This is a genomic window from Collinsella sp. CLA-ER-H8 (assembly GCF_040092335.1).
Classification (GTDB): domain Bacteria; phylum Actinomycetota; class Coriobacteriia; order Coriobacteriales; family Coriobacteriaceae; genus Collinsella.
This window is the reverse complement of record NZ_JBBNLU010000005.1, coordinates 159152-178335: the sequence shown is the minus strand read 5'-3', so window position 1 is coordinate 178335 and position 19184 is coordinate 159152. Positions and strand designations below refer to the sequence as shown.

Genomic DNA, 19184 nt, shown 5'->3' with positions numbered 1-19184 from the left:
GCAGCCGTGATAGACGCCTTCTCCCGCAAGGTCGTGGGCTGGTCAATGTCCGAGCGCATCACCGAGAAGGTCGCGATCGACGCGATGGAGCAGGCGGTCGGCAGGGAGGGTCCGCCAGATGACGGCAGCCTCGTCTTCCATGACGATCGGGGCGCGCAGTACACCTCCCGTTCCTTCCGGCGGTGTCTGGACTCGCATGGCATAGTCCAGTCGGTATCAAGGCCCGGCACGCCGCTGGACAACGCGGTGGCCGAGTCGTTCTTCAAGACGCTGAAAAGGGAATTGGTGAAAGAGAGGAGCTATGGGACGAGGGACGAGGCCAAGCAGGACATCTTCAGGTACATAGAGCTCTATTACAATAGGGTGCGCATGCATTCCACCCTGGGCTACATGTCTCCAGTGGAATACGAGCGGCAATACGCTTGAGGATCCTTAAAAGAAAGTCCAGTTTATCCTTCCCACTCCAGTGGTCGAATAGGAGGGATGTCCAAATTTTGAGCTCCGCCCAAAATTTATCCGGTCGGCTTACGCCGACCGCGCTGCGCTAAAAACGCGCCACGGGCGCGTTTTCTTTACGCTCCGCGCCCTGGCGGGTTCGAATCCCTCCTCCTCCGCCGTATTTGCTTGTTGGGGACTCAAAACAAAAAAGCTCCCATTCTCGGGAGCTTTCTCAACCAAAATGGCGGAGGAGGAGGGATTCGAACCCTCGTGACCTTATACAGGCCAAACGGTTTTCGAGACCGCCGCATTCAACCACTCTGCCACCCCTCCGCGTGGGGTAAAAACAAAGCAGGCTCGAAGGCCTGCTTTGGAATTAACTGGCGGAGAGTCAGGGATTTGAACCCTGGAGACGCTTTTGACGCCTACACGATTTCCAATCGTGCTCCTTCGGCCACTCGGACAACTCTCCGTTAAATGCGAAAGTCAGTATACACGAGGAATCGCAAAGTGCAAACAGAAAAGTTGGCATTTTTTAAAACGCTTGGCCGCGTTTGGCGTTGCAGCGGGGTTTGAGATGCCAAAAAACGGCTTCCGACCAGCGTAGTTGATCAACTCAATTGTTCAAAAGGGGTATTTATAAGCGATTTGGCAATGAATTTAAAAATCTTTGGGTGGTGCTGTGGGCCACTGGTATGCATTTTGTGACCACAACCATGCGCCCGTTGACCTGCGACTTGGCTCAGCTTGTCCTCACGGCACCGTATCTTGTCCACAGATCCGTTAAGCTTTTGGTCAGCATTTGGTTGGAATGCGCATGAAACGTCGTGCGAGTATGGGCATATGTGGAGGTCATGAGGTTGTAGCTGCATATTCTTGCAGCCTGGGAGGTTGAAAGATATTATTACCAAGTCTTTTCCTGCTTCAGGCGCACCTTCACGACCTGAAGCCACATTTGCCCAGAGGAGGTGACAATATGAAGGCTTATGAACTGCTGTTCTTTGTTGACCCGTCGCTCGACCCCGAGACTCGTCTCGCTGTTATGAAGCGTATCGATACCACGATCGCTGAGGGCGCTGGCAAGGTCGACTCCGTTGACGAGTGGGGCAAGCGCAAGCTCGCCTACGAGATCAACGACCTCACCGATGGTGACTACACCCTCATCAACTTCCACGCAGATCCTACCCAGATCGCCGAGCTTGATCGCGTCCTGCGCATCACCGACGCTGTGGTCCGCCACATGATCGTCCGTCGCGACGACCAGGAGTAAGACTGTCGTTTTGGACTGGGCTTGTGCCCCAAGAGGAAGTAGTGAGTTATGAGCATCAATCGAGTGAACATCACCGGTAACCTCACCCGCGATCCCGAGCTGCGCGCCACAGCCGGCGGAACCCAGGTTCTGTCCTTTGGCGTCGCCGTGAACGATCGTCGCCGCAACGCGCAGACTGGCGAGTGGGAGGACTATCCCAACTTTGTCGACTGCACCATGTTCGGCACCCGCGCCGAGGCCGTGAGCCGTTTCCTGGCAAAGGGAAACAAGGTCGCGATCGAGGGCAAGCTGCGCTACAGCTCTTGGGAGCGCGACGGCCAGCGCCGGAGCAAACTTGAGGTCATCGTCGATGAGATCGAGTTTATGAGCTCCCGTGGTGGCCAGGGTGGCTACGATCAGGGCGGTTACGCCCCCGCAGCTCCCGCGCCCGCAGCACGTCCTGCCGCACCGGTGGCCACGCCGCCCGCGGTCGACGTCTACGATGAGGACATCCCGTTCTAAGGGTTGTTCACCTATTTTTGAGTGAGAGGCGGCTTCGGCTCGCCGAAGTTGCCAAATGAAAGGTATTTTGACATGGCTAATGATTTTTCTGCACGTCAGCCGCGTCGTAAGTACTGCCAGTTCTGCAAGGAGAACACTGAGTTCATCGACTATAAGGACACTCAGCTTCTCCGTAAGTACATGACCGACCGTGGCAAGATCAAGCCCCGTCGCGTCACTGGCGCTTGCACGCAGCATCAGCATGACATCGCCAACGCCATCAAGCGCGCCCGCGAGATGGCTCTCCTGCCGTACACCGTCCCCGTGGTTTCCTCTCGTGGCAACCGCGACCGCGGCTAAGAAGGGAGACGCATCATGAAGGTTATTCTTCTCGATGAGATCAAGGGCAAGGGCGGCGAGGGTGACATCGTAGAGGTCGCTCAGGGTTACGCTGAGAACTTCCTGTTCCCCAAGAAGCTCGCTGTTGCCGCCACCAAGGGCAACCTCAAGCAGCTTGACGAGCGTCGCAACAACATCGCCAAGCGCGAGGCCGTCCGTCTGGCTACCGCCAACGAGACCAAGGCTGCCTTCGAGGGCAAGACGGTCACCGTTGACGTCAAGGTCGGCGACGAGGGCATCCTCTTTGGCTCCGTTACCGCCGCTATGATCGCTGATGCCATCAAGGCTCAGCTCGGTATGGACATCGACCGCAAGCGCGTCGAGCTCGGTAAGCCCATCAAGGTTGCCGGTGCCCACACCGTTGCCATCTCGCTGTACCGCGAGATCAAGGCCGAGGTTGTCGTTCTCGTCGGCGTTACCGCCGAGGAGCTCGCTGCCGAGGCTGAGGTCGAGGAGGCCGCTGAGGTCGCCGAGGCCGAGACCGCCGAGGTCGAGACTGAGGCTGCTGCCGAGTAGCATTTGCTGCAACGCAACAATCTTGTTCTAAGAAGGGCGCTCTGGGAGACCAGGGCGCCCTTTTGTTTTTTGCGCTGAGTGAGTGTCATGGTGAACGTTGCGTCGAAGTCCTATATACAGGACCGTTCATCCGTTTGGTTCGGTGATGATTGGCGGCGCGCGGCGCGTTTTGGGACCGTGGCTGATACTATGGATGCTCGCAAGCGATATGAATGAGGATGCTCATGGCATATGACGATAGGGAGACCGGGCTGACGGTTGAGGACCGCGGCTCAAAGTTGGGTCTTCCCCAAAACCAAGATGCAGAGGCCAATGTACTGGCCGCTATGCTGCTATCGCCCGAGGTGGTCGAAGAGGCCCAGGTCGAGCTGCAGCCCGATGACTTCTACCGCCCCATTCATAAGACCATCTATACCGCGATGGTCGATATGTACAACAGCCGCATTCCCATCGACTCTATCTCGCTGATCGATTACCTGCGAAGCATCAACAAGCTCGATGCCGTGGGTGGCGAAGCGTACATTTTGGAGCTGATGGGTCAGACCCTGTCGCTCGTCAACTGGCAGCACCATGCCGCCATCGTTCGCCGCGATTCGATGCTGCGCGAGCTGATCGGCGCCACCAACGAGATCAACGCGCTGGCATATAACGCCCCCACCGACACCAAAGAGGTTGTCGAGCTGGCCGAGAGCAAGCTGCTCAAGGTCACGGCACGCGAGGTCAAGTCGAGCTACAAGACGCTGACCGAGTTTATGGTCGAGGCCTATAACGAGGCCGAGGAAGTGTGCCAGGCCGGTGGCCAGGCTGCGGGCGTGCCCACAGGCTTCCCGTCGCTCGACCGCATGCTCATGGGTTTTCGCGAAGGCCAGCTCATCATCATCGGTGCCCGTCCTGCCGTGGGTAAGACGTCGTTCGCTCTAAATCTGGCGCTCAACGCTGCCGCTGCTGGTTATACCGTCGGCTTCTTCTCGCTGGAGATGTCGGGCAAGGAAATTGCCCAGCGTCTGATTTGTGCCTATGCCATGATCTCGATCAGTGATTTCCGCATGGGCCGCATTAGCCCCGAGCAGTGGGCCAATATCAACGAGGCCACGCAGACCTTGTCTAAGCTCGATATTCTGATTGACGATACGCCCGGCACCACAGTGACCGAGATTCGTGCCAAGAGCCGCCGCATGCTCCATAACAAGGAGAAGGCAATCATCATCCTGGACTACCTGCAGCTGGTGAGTCCTCCGCCGGGACGCCGCTCCGAGAGCCGTACCGTCGAGGTCTCGGAGATGTCGCGTGGTTTGAAGATCATGGCCAAGGAGCTCAAGATTCCGCTCATCGCGCTGTCGCAGCTCTCGCGTCAGGTCGAATCTCGTACCGGCAAGCGCCCGCAGCTTTCCGACCTTCGTGAATCGGGCTCCATCGAGCAGGACGCCGATATCGTCATGTTCTTGGACCGCTCCGCCGACAAGGCCGAGGCCTCGCGCGACGATCGACCCAACGAGGGCGTTACGCGTATCGTCGTGGCCAAGAACCGTTCGGGCCCGATCGGCGACGTCGACCTGATGTTCCTGCCGGCATCCACCAAGTTCTATGAGCTTGATGGGGCACATGCCGAGGAGTAGGACAGGCGCCCGTTGCACGGGTATACTGGGAATGTTTTGTGCTTCTGCGTGCCGGCGTGGCGCGTAGACAGTCCATGAATGTAAGGAGTAAACATGCCGTCAACCGTTTTGGTCGGTGCCCAGTGGGGCGATGAGGGCAAAGGTAAGATTTGCGACCTGGTCGCCGGCGACTTCGATGCCGTCGTGCGCTACTCGGGAGGCAACAACGCCGGCCACACCATCGTCGTCAACGGCAAGAAGTACGGCCTGCACCAGGTGCCCTCCGGCATCATGTATTCCGACCACGTGTCGGTGATCGGTAACGGCTGCGTCGTCAACCCCAAGGTTGTCCTTGAGGAGATCGACATGTTCGAGGCCGACGGCATCACCACCAAGAACCTCAAGATCAGCGGCAACGCGCATGTCATCATGCCGTACCACATCGATCTGGATGGCGCCTTTGAGCAGAAGCTCGGCAAGAAGAACATCGGTACCACCAAGCGCGGCATCGGTCCGTGCTATCAGGACAAGATGGCCCGCATTGGCCTGCGCATGCAGGACATGCTGGACGAGGCACTGTTCCGCGACAAGCTGGAGACCGCTCTCGCCCGCGTGAACCCCGAGCTCGAGCTCATCTACAACCTGCCCACCTACACCGTGGATCAGATTTGCGACGAGTACCTGCCGATGGCCGAGCGCCTGCGCCCCTACATCACCGAGACGAGCCTGCTGCTCAACAACATGATCGACGGGGGCAAGGACCTGCTGTTTGAGGGCGCCCAGGCGACGCTGCTCGACATCGATCACGGCACCTATCCGTACGTGACGTCTTCCAACTGCACCGCCGGCGGTGCCATCACCGGATCCGGCGTCGGTATGAAGAATGTCGACCGCGTGCTGGGCGTCATGAAGGCCTATATCACCCGCGTCGGTTCGGGCCCCATGCCCACCGAGCTTTCCTATGAGTCCGAGGCCGGTCACACGCTGACCGAGGAGGGCTACGAGTACGGCGTGACCACCGGTCGTCGTCGTCGCTGCGGCTGGTTCGACGGCCCCATCGCCAACTATGCTTCGCGCGTCAACGGCCTCACCGATATCGCCATGACCAAGCTCGACGTGCTTTCGGCTTTCGACACCATCAAGGTGTGCGTGGCCTACGACGTCGATGGCGAGCGCTATACCAGCGTGCCCGAGCATCAGGTTCGCTTTGAGCACGCCAAGCCCATCTACGAGGAGCTTCCTGGTTGGAAGTGCGATATCACCGGCTGCCGCAGCTTTGAGGAGCTGCCGCAGGAGGCTCAGGACTACGTGGCGTTTATCGAGGATCTGGCACACACCCGCGTGACGTTCATTGGCGTTGGCGCTGGTCGCGAGCAGATCATCAACCGATTCTGGAAGTAATCGGGACTATTTGGTTATTGCGATATACCCCTTTGCAGCCCGGACGGGCGGCCGAGGGGTATATTTGCTTACAAAGGGCTCGCGCGGAGCGGGCCGTTCATCCATAGAGGAGGCACCCTTGAAGGCGGACACTCAAACCATCGACATCCTGTTGTTGGGCAGCGGCGGCCGTGAGCATGCTTTGGCAGCTAAGCTCGCGGCATCACCGCGCGCCGGCAAGCTCTACATCGCGCCGGGCAACGGCGGCACCGCGAGCTGCGGCGAGAACGTTGTTCTCGACGACTGCGATCCTGCGGCTGTGGCGGCGTTTGCGCAGAGCCACGGATGCGGACTCGTGGTAATTGGCCCCGAGGCTCCGCTCGTGGCGGGCGTGGCCGACGCCGTGCGCGCGGCGGGTATTCCCTGCTTTGGCCCGGGTGCCGAGGGCGCCCAGATGGAGGGCTCCAAGCTGTTCTCCAAGCAGCTCATGGAGCGCGCGGGTATTCCGACGGCAGCCTACGGCTCGTTTACCGACGAGGCTTCGGCTCTCGCCTACGTGCGCGAGCAGGGCGCCCCGCTGGTCGTCAAGGCCGACGGCCTTGCCGCGGGCAAGGGCGTTATCGTGGCGACCGAACTTGAGCAGGCCGAGGAGGCCGTGCGCGAGTGCTTTGGCGGCACCTTTGGCGATGCCGGCAACACCGTGGTTATCGAGGAGATGCTGACCGGCCCCGAGTGCTCGCTGTTGGCCTTTACCGACGGCAAGACCGTGCGCCCCATGGCCACCTCGCAGGACCACAAGCGCGCGCTCGAGGGCGACAAGGGCCCCAACACCGGCGGCATGGGCGTCTACAGCCCGGTGCCCATCGTGACCGACGAGGAGCACGCCACCATGGTGAAGGTCATGGAGCAGACCGTGGCCGAGCTCGCTGCCGAGGGTATCGACTACCGCGGCTGCCTGTACGGCGGCTTTATGCTCACGCCTGCCGGTCCCAAGGTACTGGAGTTCAATGCCCGCTTTGGTGATCCCGAGACTCAGGTCGTGCTGCCGCGCCTCAAGAACGACCTGGTCGAGGTTATGCTCGCCTGCGCCAACTGCGAGCTTGATCAGATTGAGCTCGACTGGCGTGACGAGTGGGCCGTGGCTGTTGTTCTGACGAGCGCGGGCTATCCCGGCAGCTACGAGAAGGGCAAAGTCATCACCGGCATCGCCGACGCCGAGGCCATGGAGAACGTGACCGTGTACCATGCCGGCACCGCCGTGGTGGACGGCCAACTCGTGACCAACGGCGGCCGTGTGCTTGCCGTGACCGCGCTGGGCGATACGTTTGAGAACGCCCGCAACCTTGCCTACGAGGCCTGCGAGAAGATTGATTTTGAGGGCAAGACCCTGCGTCACGACATCGGCCTGCGCGCGCTGCGCGGCCGCGACGCTTGGGATGCCTAAAATCCGAGAGGAATGAGACGGATGGACGAGAAGAACGAAGAGCTCGTGGACGCGCAGATCGTCGAAGAGGACAGCCGCGTGTATGGGCACGCCGAGGGCGAGCCTGGTGGCGAGGTCGCTGACGAGCCGGCGCTGGTGCTGGGCGATGACGACCCGCACGATGCCGAGCTGCACGAGAAGATTCTTTCGGAGGAGTGCGCCTGGAAGGGCAAGATCCTCGATGTCCACCGTCTTGAGGTTGAGCTGCCCAACGGTCGCCGCAGCGCCCGCGATATCGTTCGCCATCCGGGTGCGGCGGCTGTTGTGGCACTGACCGAGAGCGGCAAGATCGTACTGGTGCGTCAGTACCGCACCGCCATCGACCGCGTGACGGTCGAGATTCCCGCCGGCAAGCTCGATCCAGGCGAGGACCCGCTCGATTGCGCCAAGCGCGAGCTGCATGAGGAGACGGGCTTTAGGGCTGGTCGCATTCGCTTTTTGACGTCGATTGTCACGTCCTGTGGCTTCTGTGACGAGATCATTCACATCTACCTGGCCACCAAGCTCGAGTTCGATGCACCCAACCCCGATGATGACGAGTTTGTCAACGTGGACCTCGTGCCGCTGCACGAGCTGATCGACGCCGTGCTCGACGGCAAGATCGAAGACGCCAAGACCGTCGTAGGCGCCTTGGCCTGCGATAGCATCGCGCACCGCCTTGGGGGCACGGAGTTTTAACGAGTGGGGATAGCCCTGGGACAAGTACTACTGATTGCTTTGTTCCAGGGCCTTACGTTGCTGATATTTCTTTGAGGATCACATGCTGAAGAGGTTTCTTTCGTATTACGAGCCCCAGATGGGGCTTTTTGTTGCTGATACTGTTTGTGCTCTGGTGCTTGCCGCCATTGACCTGGCGTTTCCCATTATCCTGCGCAATTTGACCGGTGGGCTGTTTACTCAGGGTCAGGCTGCCATTATGCAGGCGCTCGGCATGATCGCGGTGGGCTTGGTGCTGATGTATGCCGTCCGCTGCGCCTGCCGCTACTTTGTGAGCTATTGGGGTCACGTGATGGGTGCGCGCATGGAGTCCAAAATGCGCGAGGACCTGTTCGACCAGTATGAGCGCTTTAGCTTTGCGTACTTCGACCGCAACAGTTCGGGCGACATGATGAGCCGCGTGGTCAACGATCTGTTCGATATCTGCGAGGCGGCGCATCACGTGCCCGAGTGGATCATCATCTGCGGCATCGAGATTATCGGCTCGTTTGTGATCCTCTTTACCATCGCCCCGGTGCTGGCACTTGCCATGGCTGTGGTGACGGCGGCGTTTGCGGTCATCATGTTTTGGCAGAACATGCGTATGCGCGAGGTCTTTAGCGACAACCGCAAAAAGATCAGTGGCATCAATGCGCAGCTGCAGGATTCGCTGGCGGGCATGCGCGTAGTCAAGAGCTTTGCCAACGAGGAGACCGAGCGTGCCAAGTTCCGCGCCTCCAACAATCGCTATCTTTCGTCCAAGGAGAACATGTATCACGCCATGGGCGTCTATACCGCGACGTATGGCCTGCTCTCTGGTGTGCTCTATGTGATCGTGGTGCTGCTGGGCGGCTGGCTGGTCGCCCAGGGACAGCTGCAGGCGGTCGATATGGCGACCTTTGCACTCTATATTTCGCTGTTCTGCACGCCGCTCGAGACACTCGTCAATTCGGCCGAAACGTATCAGAAGGCTATCGCCGGCTTTAAGCGTATGGACGAGGTGCTTTCGACCGCGCCGGATATCCAGGACAAGCCGGGCGCTACGGATCTGCAGGTGACTGCCGGCGCCGTGGAGTATCACGACGTGTGCTTTAACTACGAGGATGTTGAGCTGGGCGAGGGCGATGCCGACGAGCGTCCCGTTATCGACCATATGGACCTGTCCATCAAGCCCGGGCAGACCATCGCTTTGGTTGGCCCTTCGGGCGGTGGCAAGTCCACGACCTGTTCGCTGCTGCCGCGCTTTTATGACGTGGCTGCCGGATCCATTAGCATCGACGGCCAGGACGTGCGTGATGTGACGCAGCAGAGCCTGCGTCGCGCCATCGGCCTGGTGCAGCAGGATGTCTACCTGTTTGACGGTACGATTGGCGAGAACATCGCCTACGGCAAGCCGGGCGCTACGGCAGAAGAGATCGCCGAGGCCGCCCGTCGCGCCAACATCGATGCCTTTATCGAGTCGCTTCCGCAGGGCTACGACACCGTGGTGGGCGAGCGCGGCAGCCGTCTTTCGGGCGGACAGAAGCAGCGCGTTGCCATCGCGCGCGTGTTTCTCAAGAACCCCAAGATCCTGATTTTGGACGAGGCGACGAGTGCTTTGGATAACGAGAGCGAGGAGGCGGTGCAGGAGTCACTCGAAGAGCTGGCACGCGGCCGCACCACGATTATCATCGCCCACCGTCTTTCGACCATTAAGCATGCCGATGAGATTGCGACCGTTGAGCATGGTCGCGTTGTGGAGCGTGGCACGCACGAGGAGCTTCTCGCCCGTGGCGGCACCTATGCCCGTTACTATCGAATGCAGTTCGAAGGTGCGCGTGCGCACGAGCTCGACTGATTGATATGACAGGAAGATCATGGCTGATAAGAACCCTTTGACTCCGGAAGAAGTGACGGAGTTATTCTCCGAAATCGATGCATCCGGCGTCTTGGATCCTACGCTTGCCAAAAAGCGTACCGAGCGCATGCGCGAGAAAGAGGCCGCCGTCAAGCGCGGTGACAAAGCGGCGCTAGCGCAGCTGCGCAGCGAGGACCGCGCGAGCCAGGCAAAACATATCGACCCGCTGTCCGAGGACGATCCTTCGGGCTCGCAGGTGAGCCATACCATTACGAAGACCGCGATGGCCGTGGTCATCGGTATTTTGGTGCTGATCGTGGGCATGCAGATTGGCTACGGCGTGATGCGTCGTCTGAACACCGCCAACCTGTCCGAGAGCGTTTCGGTCGATACCGTTTCGACCGCGCTGAAGGGCGGCCTTGAGTGGGGCAATGGCTTTACGCAGTTCCCGCTCGATTTTACCGTCGATGAAGCCGATGAACGCACGGGCACGGTCGAGGTGACGGTGTTGGACACATCGTCTGCCAACGAGCTCGAGCTGCTGTCCAACGGGCAGATTCAGGCCGCGGCGCTTGCGACCAACGCGTTGCTCAACGATAAGATCGACCGCGTGGTGTATAACGTTCACGCCTATATCGACGAGAATAGCAACATTCAGCACGATTCCTTCTTTGGCATGTTCCCCGCGCGCGGCCACCAGAGCGCCATTTTGACGTTCGTGTGGACCAAGAGCTCATCCAACGCCACGAGTATCGACTGGAAGATGCGCATCGTGAGTATGGATGACACCATCGCCGAGCGCATTCAGAAGCAGGTGAACTCGGTGTCGTCGTTGATTGAGGACCCGGTGGTGAGCCAGACCAAGATTGACGAGGAAAAGGCCGAACGTGACCTGGAGCATCGTCTGCATGGCCGCGAGATTTTCCGCGGCGGCAAGCCCGATCGCACACCGTCCAAACTGCTGGAGCAGGATAAGAAAAAGTAAGACGTCATCATCCCGCGTGAGCCACAAGCCCCGCGGGATGATTTTTAATCCTCGTCCTAGAAAAATCATTATGCATAGAAAGTCATAATTATCATTTCGTAAACATTTCGATGAAATTAACGCCATGAGGCATGCTTACGGTTACAATACCGCGAGGCCTAACTACACACCTTTAAGCCGGTCCTGTGAGACCGGGAAGGAGAACTATGGCGAACAACCATACCGCGGGCGCTGCCGCCCGCACCTTCGCGCCCAGCGAGCTTTGCCAGCGTATGCTGGCCAAAACCAGCAAGGGCACCTGTGGTCCCTGCATCCTGTATCTTGAGGATGGGACCATTTTTTATGGACGTGCATGCGGCGCCGAGGGCACCGCGACCGGCGAAGTCTGCTTCAACACCTCGCTCGAGGGCTACTTTGAGGTCATGACCGACCCGAGTTATGCCGGCCAAATCGTAACCATGACCTATCCGCAGATCGGCAATTACGGTATCGACGAGACCGACGTCCAGTCGGCCTTCCCCGGCGACGCCGTGCGCCCTGCGAGCGCTCCGGCTATGCGCGGCATGATCGTTCGCGACATGTGCGCCACGCCTTCTAACTGGCGCTCGGCCGTCAGCGTGCCGGAGTACCTGCGCGCTCACGGCATCGTCGCTATCGAGGGTGTCGACACCCGCGCCCTGGTGCGCCATCTGCGCGATAATGGTTCCAAGATGGGCATTATCTCGACCGAGATCTTCGACGTCGACGAGCTTGCCGAGCGTCTGGCCGCAGCGCCCACGCTGGTAGGCGAGAACCTGGTCAAGACCGTGAGCTGCCCTGAGCCCCACGCCTTTGCCGCCGTCGACCTGCCTGCCACGCATGACTTTGCACTTGCGGCTGCCGCTCCTGCCCGTCACAAGGTGGTCGCCTACGACTGCGGTGTGAAGCGCGGTATTCTGGAGGGGCTGGTCCGCGCCGGCTGCGACCTTACCGTCGTGCCGTGGGATACGCCCGCCCAGCAGGTGCTCGACATGAATCCCGACGGTGTCTTTTTGTCCAATGGCCCCGGCGACCCCGACGCCGTGGTGGAGACCTACGAGCAGGTGCAGCAGCTGATCGGCAAGGTGCCGGTCTTTGGTATTTGTCTTGGTCACCAGATGATCAGCCTGGCCTGCGGCGCCCAGATGGAAAAGCTTAAGTTCGGTCACCGCGGCGGCAACCAGCCGGTCATGAACCTGGTGAGCCGCCGCGTGGAGATCACCGCGCAAAACCACGGCTTTGGCCTGCTGTTCCCCAGTCTGGGCAAGCTTGTCCCCGAGCTTTCGGGCGGCGAGACCGAGCATGCGGCCGATGGAGATCTGCGCGCCTGGGTGCGCCGCGGAATCGCGCCGGTCGTGATGAACGAGCGCTTTGGTCGCATTCGCCTGACGCATGTGAACCTCAACGACGGCACCGCCGAGGGCATCCAGCTGCTCGACGCCCCGTGCTTCTCGGTCCAGTACCACCCCGAGGCTTCGCCTGGCCCCACCGATGCCCACTATCTCTTTACCGCCTTTACGCGACTCATGGACGGCGAGGAGAACTACCTGGACATCGATACCGCGAAGGACCGCCTTGCCGGCTGGAACTTTGCTGAGTCCGAGACCGCTGAGACCGAGGAGAACTAACATGCCGAAACGTACTGACATCAAGCGCATCCTCGTTATCGGTTCGGGCCCCATTGTTATTGGCCAGGCCTGCGAGTTCGACTACTCCGGCGCCCAGGCCTGCAAGGTGCTCAAGGAGGATGGCTTTGAGGTCATCCTGGTCAACTCCAACCCGGCGACCATCATGACCGACCCGGGCTTGGCCGACCGCACCTATGTCGAGCCCATCACTGCCGAGTTTATCGAGCGCGTAATCAAGAAAGAGCGCCCGGACGCGCTGCTGCCCACGCTGGGCGGCCAGACCGGTCTGAACGCCGCCGTCGAGCTGGCGAAAGACGGCACGCTCGACAAGTACGGCGTCGAGATGATCGGCTGCGACCTGGCCGCCATCGAGCGCGGCGAGGACCGCAAACTCTTTAACGAGGCCATGGCCGAGATCGGCCTGGAGGTCGCGCGCTCGGGCTATGCCTACAGCGTGGCTGACGCCGAGGCTATCGCCGACCGCGTGGGATATCCCTGCGTGCTGCGTCCGAGCTTTACCCTCGGTGGCGCCGGCGGCGGCATCGCTCACACCCACGAGGAGCTCGTTTCCATCGTGAGTCAGGGCCTGGAGCTCTCGCCCGCCCACGAGGTGCTGGTCGAGGAGTCCATCGAGGGTTGGAAAGAGTACGAGATGGAGGTCATGCGTGACCACGCCGGCAACGGCATCATCGTGTGCTCCATCGAGAACCTCGACCCCATGGGCGTGCATACCGGCGACTCCATCACCGTGGCGCCGGCGCAGACCCTTTCCGACCTGGAGTATCAGCGCATGCGTGTCGCCTCGCTCGCCATCTTGGAGAAGATCGGCGTCGAGACCGGCGGCTCCAACGTGCAGTTTGCCGTGAACCCCCAGACCGGCCGCCTGATCGTCATCGAGATGAACCCGCGCGTGAGCCGTTCGTCCGCGCTGGCCTCCAAGGCCACGGGTTTCCCCATTGCCAAGGCCGCCGCGCGCCTGGCAGTGGGCTGCACGCTCGACGAGATCGTCAACGACATTACCAAGGCAACGCCCGCCTGCTTTGAGCCCACAATCGACTACTGTGTGGTCAAGGTGCCGCGCTTTGCCTTCGAGAAGTTCAAGGGTACCGACCCCACGCTTACCACACGCATGAAGGCCGTGGGCGAGATCATGGCGATTGGCCGCACCTTTGAGGAGGCCTTTGGCAAAGCCATGCGCTCGCTGGAGGACGGTCACCAGGGTATCTGCGCCGGTGGCAAGGAGGGTGCCGATAAGCTGAGCGACGACGAGCTCGCTCAAGCCGTGGCCACGCCGACCGAGCACCGCATCTTCTTTGTGGTCGAGGCCCTGCGTCGCGGCTGGGACATCGCTCGCATCCATGCCACCTGCGGCATCGACCCGTGGTACCTCAACCGCATCAACGACATGGTGCAGGTCCAGGAGAGCATCCGCGGCCTGCGTGTGGAGGATATCGACGCCGACGCGATGCGCTTGCTCAAGCAGTACGGCACGAGCGACGCCGAGATTGCCGCGCTGACCGGCTCGGACGAGCGCTTTGTGCGCGCCTATCGCAAGGGCCTGGGCGTGGTTCCCAGCATGAAGACGGTCGATACCTGCGCTGCGGAGTTCTCGAGCGCCACGGAGTACCACTACAAGACGTACGAGAACATCTACCGCACGAGTCCGGATGCCAAGAAGTGCGTGGCTCCCGACGAGACCACGCCGGCGGACAAGCCCAAGGCGATGGTCCTGGGCGCCGGCCCCAACCGTATTGGCCAGGGTATCGAGTTCGATTACTGCTGCGTGCACGCGAGCTACGCGCTGGCGGCCCGCGGCTTCGAGACCATCATGGTCAACTGCAATCCCGAGACCGTTTCGACCGACTACGACACGTCAGACCGCCTGTACTTTGAGCCGCTCACCTACGAGGACGTCATGGACGTTATCGACGTTGAGCGCCCCGATGGCGTCGTGGTGACGCTCGGCGGCCAGACCCCGCTTAAGCTGGCGCGCATGCTCGAGGAGAGTGGCGTCAACATCATGGGCACCAAGCCCGATGCCATCGACTTTGCCGAGGACCGCGAGCGCTTCGCTGCTCTGCTCGACAAGCTGGGCATCATGTACCCGTCGGCGGGTCAGGCCACCTCGTTTGAGGAGGCCGAGGCCGTTGCCGCACACATTGGCTACCCGCTGCTGGTGCGTCCGAGCTACGTGCTGGGCGGCCGCGGCATGATGATCGCCTACGATGCCGAGCATCTGCGCGATTACATGGCCGAGGCCGCGCGCATTAGCCCCGACTACCCGGTGTATCTGGACCGCTTCCTGGAGGGTGCGATCGAGTCCGATGTCGACGCCCTGTGCGATGGCGAAGAGGTCTACATCGGCGGCATTCTGGAGCATATCGAGGAGGCCGGTATTCACTCCGGCGACTCTGCGACCTGCATCCCGCCGTTCAGCTTTAGCGAGAGCCTGCAGGCAAAGCTTCGCGAGACCACGCGCCGCATCGCGATGGCGCTGGGCGTACGCGGCCTGGTCAACGTGCAGTACGCCATCAAGGGCGAGACCGTTTACGTGATCGAGGCCAACCCGCGTGCCAGCCGCACCGTGCCGTTTATCTCCAAGGCCACCGGCGTGCCGCTGGCCAAGTGTGCGGCGCGTATCATGGCGGGCGATTCCATCGCCATCCTGGGCCTGCCGAGCGACGAGCGTCAGCTCGATTGGTTCTGCATGAAGGAAGCCGTTATGCCCTGGGGTCGTTTCCCCGGTGCCGACGTTATCCTGGGGCCCGAGATGAAGTCGACGGGCGAGGTCATGGGTATCGCCAAGAGCTATCCCGAGGCATATGCCAAGACGCAGCTGGCGATTGACTACAAGCTGCCCGACCCGAGCGCCGGCAAGGTGTTCATCAGCGTGTGCGACCGTGACAAGCGCCACATCCTTTCGGTCGCGCGTATCCTGCGCTACCTGGGCTTTGATATCTGCTCCACCGAGGGCACGGCGCGCGTGCTGCGCGGCGGCAACGTGACCTGCGAGGTCGTGGAGAAGATTAGCGGCCCGCACGACGGCGAGCGTCCCAACATCGGTGACCTGATCGCCGATGGCAAGATTGCGGTAATCATCAACACGCCGTACGGCCCGGGTTCGCGTGGCGACGGCTATCTGTTGCGTACCGAGGCGGTGCGCCGCGGCGTGACCTGCGTGACGGCGATGTCTGCCGCCAACACGTACGTGAGTGCCATCGAGGCCGTGCGCGAAGACCAGCAGGGTCACGGCAGCGCCAACGACATGGGCATGGACGTCATCGCCCTGCAGGACCTGCCGCAGTACACGGTGTAGTTGACCTGGCCGGCCGGGGCGGGAGGGGCCGAGTTTCCCCCTTTCGCTCCGGCTGCAAGCAGAGTCGCTCAGGAGGAAACTCGGCCCCTCTTGCCCCGACGCACTGTGTCTAGACGGATTGCACCTCCTGTTTTTAGAGATAAATACCATTTAGCGGTGATATTCAACCGTTCAAGATATTATGTAATGGCATATTACGTCATATGACGTAATATGCCATTAGCAGTCAAGGATGACTGTCTGTGTTCAAGTCGAGAAAGGGGCAAAATGATTAAACTGTGTCGCGTCGATAGCCGGTTAGTGCATGGGCAGACCGTGTTCTCTTGGTATCCAACGCTTGAAGCAAACGCTATTCTTGTGGTTTCAGATGAGTACGCCGCAAGCAAAGAGCGAATTCAAGCGCTGCGAATTGCAAAACCCGCTGATGCCAAATTGGTTGTCAAAAGTGTAGAAGATTCCATCGTGGCCCTTAACGGAAGCGCGGTGGATAAATACGAGCTAATTGTTGTTGCGGGAAATGTACATGATGCCTGTGAAGTTGCGCGTGCGTGTCCAAAAATAACGTCTGTGAATTTAGGCGGCGCTCGACCGTTGGGGGATAGCGTAAAGGAGCTTGGCCCTGCTGTGCGCCTTTCCCAATCCGATATTAATGAAATTAAGAAAGCCATGGCTGATGGAATCGAATTCGAGGTAAGGCAGGTTGCTAGCGAGAAAAAACGCATCGTAACAAGTTTTGATTTGTAGGAAGAGGGAGAAATATGCTGCTTCAAGCTTTTCTGGTTGGTCTTGCCGCTGCGATAGGTCAATCGGATTATTTACTCGGTACTGCGATGGTCGAGCGGCCGATTGTCCTCGGAGCGATTGTCGGTATTTTTTTGGGTGATATTCCGACTGGCGTTATTGTTGGTTTCCAGCTCGAACTCGCGTTCATGGGGGTCTGGCAGGTTGGTGCTGCCGTGCCGCCCAACGTAATTGTTGGTTCAGTTTTGGGAACAGCCTTTGCGATTACTATGGGTGCGGGTCCCGAGACCGCTCTGACTATTGCTATGCCCACTGCGGTGCTTGCCGGCATGTTTGACAGCCTTATGTATAGCGTTGTTACGCCTCCTATGGCTGTCTGGGCTGATCGTGGCGCCGAAAAAGACGACCCCAAAACGATTGCAGCCGCTATGTGGACCAATGGAATTCTCTACATCATTGCGCTTGGCTTGATTTGCGGCGTGGCTTTTTACGTTGGAAATGATGCTGTTCAGGCACTGATTGACGCCATTCCTGATTGGCTTACGAATGGGCTTACGATCGCAACGGGTATTCTGCCCGCGCTTGGATTTGCGCAGCTTATGTCAATCCTGTCCACCAAGGAGCTGAGCTTCCTATTCTTTGGAGGCTTCTTGCTGAGTGCCTATCTAAACATTCCGACGATCGGTATCGTGGCGTTTTCGCTGATCCTGATTGGGATTCTCAATATGGCTCACATTTTTATGCCTGCCAGTGCGGCGGTCGCTAAGGAGGTTGACGATGACAACGAATTCTAATGATGTTCTTGAGCTCTCGCCGGAGTCAAATAAATCGACCGATAAGAGAATAACCAAGAAAGACTTAAAGGCGTTATTTTGGCGTAGCTTTCCACTCAACATCATGTGGAGCTTTGACCGACAAATGAACGTTGGTTTCTGCTACGACATGATTCCGGTAATCAAGCGGTTATACGATAAGCCTGAAGACCGGATCGAGGCATATAAGCGTCATCTTGAGTTCTACAATATTCAAGTTACGTTTAATCCTCTGGTCGCCGGCATTGTGGCCTCCATGGAGGAGGAGAACGCCAACAATCAGGACTTTGACACCGCCTCAATTAACGCCATGAAAGCATCGCTTATGGCTCCGATTTCCGGTATTGGAGATTCACTGATTGCCAGTACGCTTCGCATGATTGCGACGGGCGTTGTGACAGGACTTTGCCTTTCGGGCAGTCTGCTCGGCCCAATCCTGTTCCTGCTTCTTTATAATGTCCCAACGATCCTGATCCGCTGGTTTGGGCTTCAGTATGGTTATTCGCTTGGCAGTGGCATGATTTCGAAGCTGAACGATTCTGATGTAATGCACAAAGTTACGTCCGGCCTGGCGATTGTGGGACTAATGGTAGTTGGTGGAATGGTGGCGACCACCGTTGCAGTTACCACTCCGCTCGCTCTTAACTTCGGCGACACCGCGTTTAAGTTGCAGGAAACGCTCGATGGGATATTCCCGGCTCTTTTGCCGCTCTGCGCGTTCGGGATCATGTGTCTTTGCAATAAGAAACAGGTCAAAATTATTTGGCAGATTGTGGGCATTCTCGCTGCGGGTATTGTGCTCGGCGTCCTGGGGATTTTGGGCTAGAGAAGGCGTCCATCTTTTGAGATGCTGAACTCGAAGGACGATGCGTCTGCTCGCCAAACGGTTTTTGAATAGTGGAGCGGCATTTCATCGCAGGCATATGTGACGTGCTCGACAACGCTCACGGGGGCTCCAACGATATAACCGAGAAGGTTTGCTTCTTGGAGCCCCGCTATTCCTGCGGTGATTTTGAGCTTCTCAATACCGGTTGCGATGCTGTAATGGTTGGCGATCAGGTCGAAAAGACTGGCATTGTCTGTGAGAAGCTCCAGTAGTCCGGGCAGAGTGCCCTGCGTTGCATAAACGGTGTCGATGGCGCAGGGGGCATTTTCGATATAAACCAAGCGCGCAACTCGTTGCACTACGGTTCCGTTGTCAATTTTGAGCTCCCGTGCAATGTGGGCATCAGCCTTGATCAAGCCTGTTTCCAAGATGGACTTGGTTGTTTTATCGCCGTATTGGGGGTCGGAGCTCAAATTGAAAATGGTGCTTGTTCCTCGTTTCAGGGTGAGCTTCGATGGGTTTACGAATGTTCCCTTGCCTCGCAGGCGGTAGAGCAAGTTTTGGTCAATGAGATTCTGTACGGCGCGTCTTACGGTGATCCTGCTTACTTTGTATTGCTTGCAAAGCTCGGTTTCGGTGGGAATCTGACTGCCGCCGGGGAGTTCGCCAGAAACTATTTTCTTGAGGATATCGTTTTCAACGGTCTGATAGAGAAGCTCTGGCTGAGTGAGCTCGTCTTTTGCTGCAGGCATGGTGGACCCCTT

17 protein-coding genes and 2 tRNA genes are annotated in these 19184 nt (G+C 59.1%); 16 read left to right on the top strand and 3 right to left on the bottom strand.

All coding sequences use genetic code 11. From position 1 onward, the window contains the following. Positions 1-426: IS3 family transposase (locus AAAX72_RS05080; protein ID WP_349129350.1), on the top strand; the 426-nt coding region annotated here is incomplete at its 5' end. Between the two features lie 254 nt (positions 427-680). On the opposite strand, the gene AAAX72_RS05075 is transcribed toward AAAX72_RS05080, so the two are convergent. Beyond that, positions 681-771, bottom strand: a tRNA-Ser gene (locus tag AAAX72_RS05075). Positions 772-819: 48 nt separating this feature from the next. Continuing rightward, positions 820-910, bottom strand: a tRNA-Ser gene (locus AAAX72_RS05070). Positions 911-1414: 504 nt separating this feature from the next. On the opposite strand from AAAX72_RS05070, the gene rpsF reads away from it, so the two are divergent. The 15 genes from rpsF to AAAX72_RS04995 all read left to right on the top strand — a co-directional run bounded on the left by rpsF (position 1415) and on the right by AAAX72_RS04995 (position 18420). Then, the gene (gene rpsF / locus AAAX72_RS05065) at positions 1415-1708 is read left to right on the top strand and encodes a 30S ribosomal protein S6 (RefSeq protein WP_006235831.1); all 294 of its coding nucleotides are present in this window, start codon (positions 1415-1417) and stop codon (positions 1706-1708) included. Positions 1709-1756: 48 nt separating this feature from the next. Beyond that, complete coding sequence (gene ssb, locus AAAX72_RS05060; protein WP_006235830.1) at positions 1757-2209, top strand: single-stranded DNA-binding protein; 453 nt, start codon at positions 1757-1759, stop codon at positions 2207-2209. Positions 2210-2281: 72 nt separating this feature from the next. After that, positions 2282-2548: a 30S ribosomal protein S18 gene (gene rpsR / locus AAAX72_RS05055; RefSeq protein WP_006235829.1), complete on the top strand. Its 267-nt coding sequence runs from the start codon at positions 2282-2284 to the stop codon at positions 2546-2548. 15 nt (positions 2549-2563) lie between these two features. Beyond that, complete coding sequence (gene rplI / locus AAAX72_RS05050) at positions 2564-3103, top strand: 50S ribosomal protein L9 (protein ID WP_349129349.1); 540 nt, start codon at positions 2564-2566, stop codon at positions 3101-3103. 218 nt (positions 3104-3321) lie between these two features. After that, on the top strand, positions 3322-4719 hold the full coding sequence (dnaB, locus tag AAAX72_RS05045; RefSeq protein ID WP_349129348.1) for a replicative DNA helicase: 1398 nt from the start codon (positions 3322-3324) through the stop codon (positions 4717-4719). 93 nt (positions 4720-4812) lie between these two features. After that, a complete protein-coding gene (locus AAAX72_RS05040) occupies positions 4813-6099 on the top strand; it encodes an adenylosuccinate synthase (protein ID WP_349129347.1) in 1287 nt (428 codons plus the stop codon). A 118-nt stretch (positions 6100-6217) separates the two neighbouring features. Next, positions 6218-7522, top strand: a complete 1305-nt coding sequence (gene purD, locus AAAX72_RS05035; protein ID WP_035136518.1) for a phosphoribosylamine--glycine ligase — start codon at positions 6218-6220, stop codon at positions 7520-7522. 21 nt (positions 7523-7543) lie between these two features. Then, positions 7544-8239 (top strand): NUDIX hydrolase, encoded by a 696-nt coding sequence (locus AAAX72_RS05030; RefSeq protein WP_349129346.1) that lies wholly within the window; start codon positions 7544-7546, stop codon positions 8237-8239. 82 nt (positions 8240-8321) lie between these two features. After that, the gene (locus tag AAAX72_RS05025) at positions 8322-10094 is read left to right on the top strand and encodes an ABC transporter ATP-binding protein (protein WP_349129345.1); all 1773 of its coding nucleotides are present in this window, start codon (positions 8322-8324) and stop codon (positions 10092-10094) included. A 19-nt stretch (positions 10095-10113) separates the two neighbouring features. Beyond that, entirely contained in the window at positions 10114-11079 is a 966-nt protein-coding gene (locus AAAX72_RS05020; protein WP_117817445.1) for a hypothetical protein, read from the top strand. Positions 11080-11285: 206 nt separating this feature from the next. Further along, a complete protein-coding gene (carA, locus tag AAAX72_RS05015) occupies positions 11286-12725 on the top strand; it encodes a glutamine-hydrolyzing carbamoyl-phosphate synthase small subunit (RefSeq protein WP_349129343.1) in 1440 nt (479 codons plus the stop codon). Position 12726: 1 nt separating this feature from the next. Continuing rightward, positions 12727-16041 carry a carbamoyl-phosphate synthase large subunit gene (gene carB / locus AAAX72_RS05010; RefSeq protein ID WP_349129342.1) on the top strand — a complete coding sequence of 1105 codons (3315 nt, stop codon included), beginning with the start codon at positions 12727-12729 and terminating at the stop codon, positions 16039-16041. A gap of 267 nt (positions 16042-16308) precedes the next feature. Continuing rightward, positions 16309-16785 (top strand): PTS sugar transporter subunit IIB, encoded by a 477-nt coding sequence (locus AAAX72_RS05005; RefSeq protein WP_006235818.1) that lies wholly within the window; start codon positions 16309-16311, stop codon positions 16783-16785. 14 nt (positions 16786-16799) lie between these two features. Then, entirely contained in the window at positions 16800-17576 is a 777-nt protein-coding gene (locus tag AAAX72_RS05000; RefSeq protein ID WP_006235817.1) for a PTS sugar transporter subunit IIC, read from the top strand. Next, positions 17560-18420, top strand: a complete 861-nt coding sequence (locus tag AAAX72_RS04995) for a PTS system mannose/fructose/sorbose family transporter subunit IID (protein WP_349129340.1) — start codon at positions 17560-17562, stop codon at positions 18418-18420. The genes AAAX72_RS05000 and AAAX72_RS04995 overlap by 17 nt, the downstream gene beginning before the upstream one ends. Here the strand turns inward: AAAX72_RS04995 and AAAX72_RS04990 are convergent. Further along, entirely contained in the window at positions 18417-19172 is a 756-nt protein-coding gene (locus tag AAAX72_RS04990; RefSeq protein ID WP_055287610.1) for a GntR family transcriptional regulator, read from the bottom strand. The genes AAAX72_RS04995 and AAAX72_RS04990 overlap by 4 nt on opposite strands. Between the last annotated feature and the right edge of the window lie 12 nt (positions 19173-19184).

Coding starts and splice junctions, on each gene's coding strand:
- AAAX72_RS05030 (WP_349129346.1), top strand. CDS start 7,544: ATGGACGAGAAGAACGAAGAGCTCGTGGACGCGCAGATCGTCGAAGAG.
- AAAX72_RS04990 (WP_055287610.1), bottom strand. CDS start 19,172: ATGCCTGCAGCAAAAGACGAGCTCACTCAGCCAGAGCTTCTCTATCAG.
- carB (WP_349129342.1), top strand. CDS start 12,727: ATGCCGAAACGTACTGACATCAAGCGCATCCTCGTTATCGGTTCGGGC.
- dnaB (WP_349129348.1), top strand. CDS start 3,322: ATGCTCATGGCATATGACGATAGGGAGACCGGGCTGACGGTTGAGGAC.
- AAAX72_RS05000 (WP_006235817.1), top strand. CDS start 16,800: ATGCTGCTTCAAGCTTTTCTGGTTGGTCTTGCCGCTGCGATAGGTCAA.
- rpsR (WP_006235829.1), top strand. CDS start 2,282: ATGGCTAATGATTTTTCTGCACGTCAGCCGCGTCGTAAGTACTGCCAG.
- ssb (WP_006235830.1), top strand. CDS start 1,757: ATGAGCATCAATCGAGTGAACATCACCGGTAACCTCACCCGCGATCCC.
- carA (WP_349129343.1), top strand. CDS start 11,286: ATGGCGAACAACCATACCGCGGGCGCTGCCGCCCGCACCTTCGCGCCC.
- AAAX72_RS05005 (WP_006235818.1), top strand. CDS start 16,309: ATGATTAAACTGTGTCGCGTCGATAGCCGGTTAGTGCATGGGCAGACC.
- AAAX72_RS05040 (WP_349129347.1), top strand. CDS start 4,813: ATGCCGTCAACCGTTTTGGTCGGTGCCCAGTGGGGCGATGAGGGCAAA.
- AAAX72_RS05020 (WP_117817445.1), top strand. CDS start 10,114: ATGGCTGATAAGAACCCTTTGACTCCGGAAGAAGTGACGGAGTTATTC.
- rpsF (WP_006235831.1), top strand. CDS start 1,415: ATGAAGGCTTATGAACTGCTGTTCTTTGTTGACCCGTCGCTCGACCCC.
- AAAX72_RS04995 (WP_349129340.1), top strand. CDS start 17,560: ATGACAACGAATTCTAATGATGTTCTTGAGCTCTCGCCGGAGTCAAAT.
- rplI (WP_349129349.1), top strand. CDS start 2,564: ATGAAGGTTATTCTTCTCGATGAGATCAAGGGCAAGGGCGGCGAGGGT.
- AAAX72_RS05025 (WP_349129345.1), top strand. CDS start 8,322: ATGCTGAAGAGGTTTCTTTCGTATTACGAGCCCCAGATGGGGCTTTTT.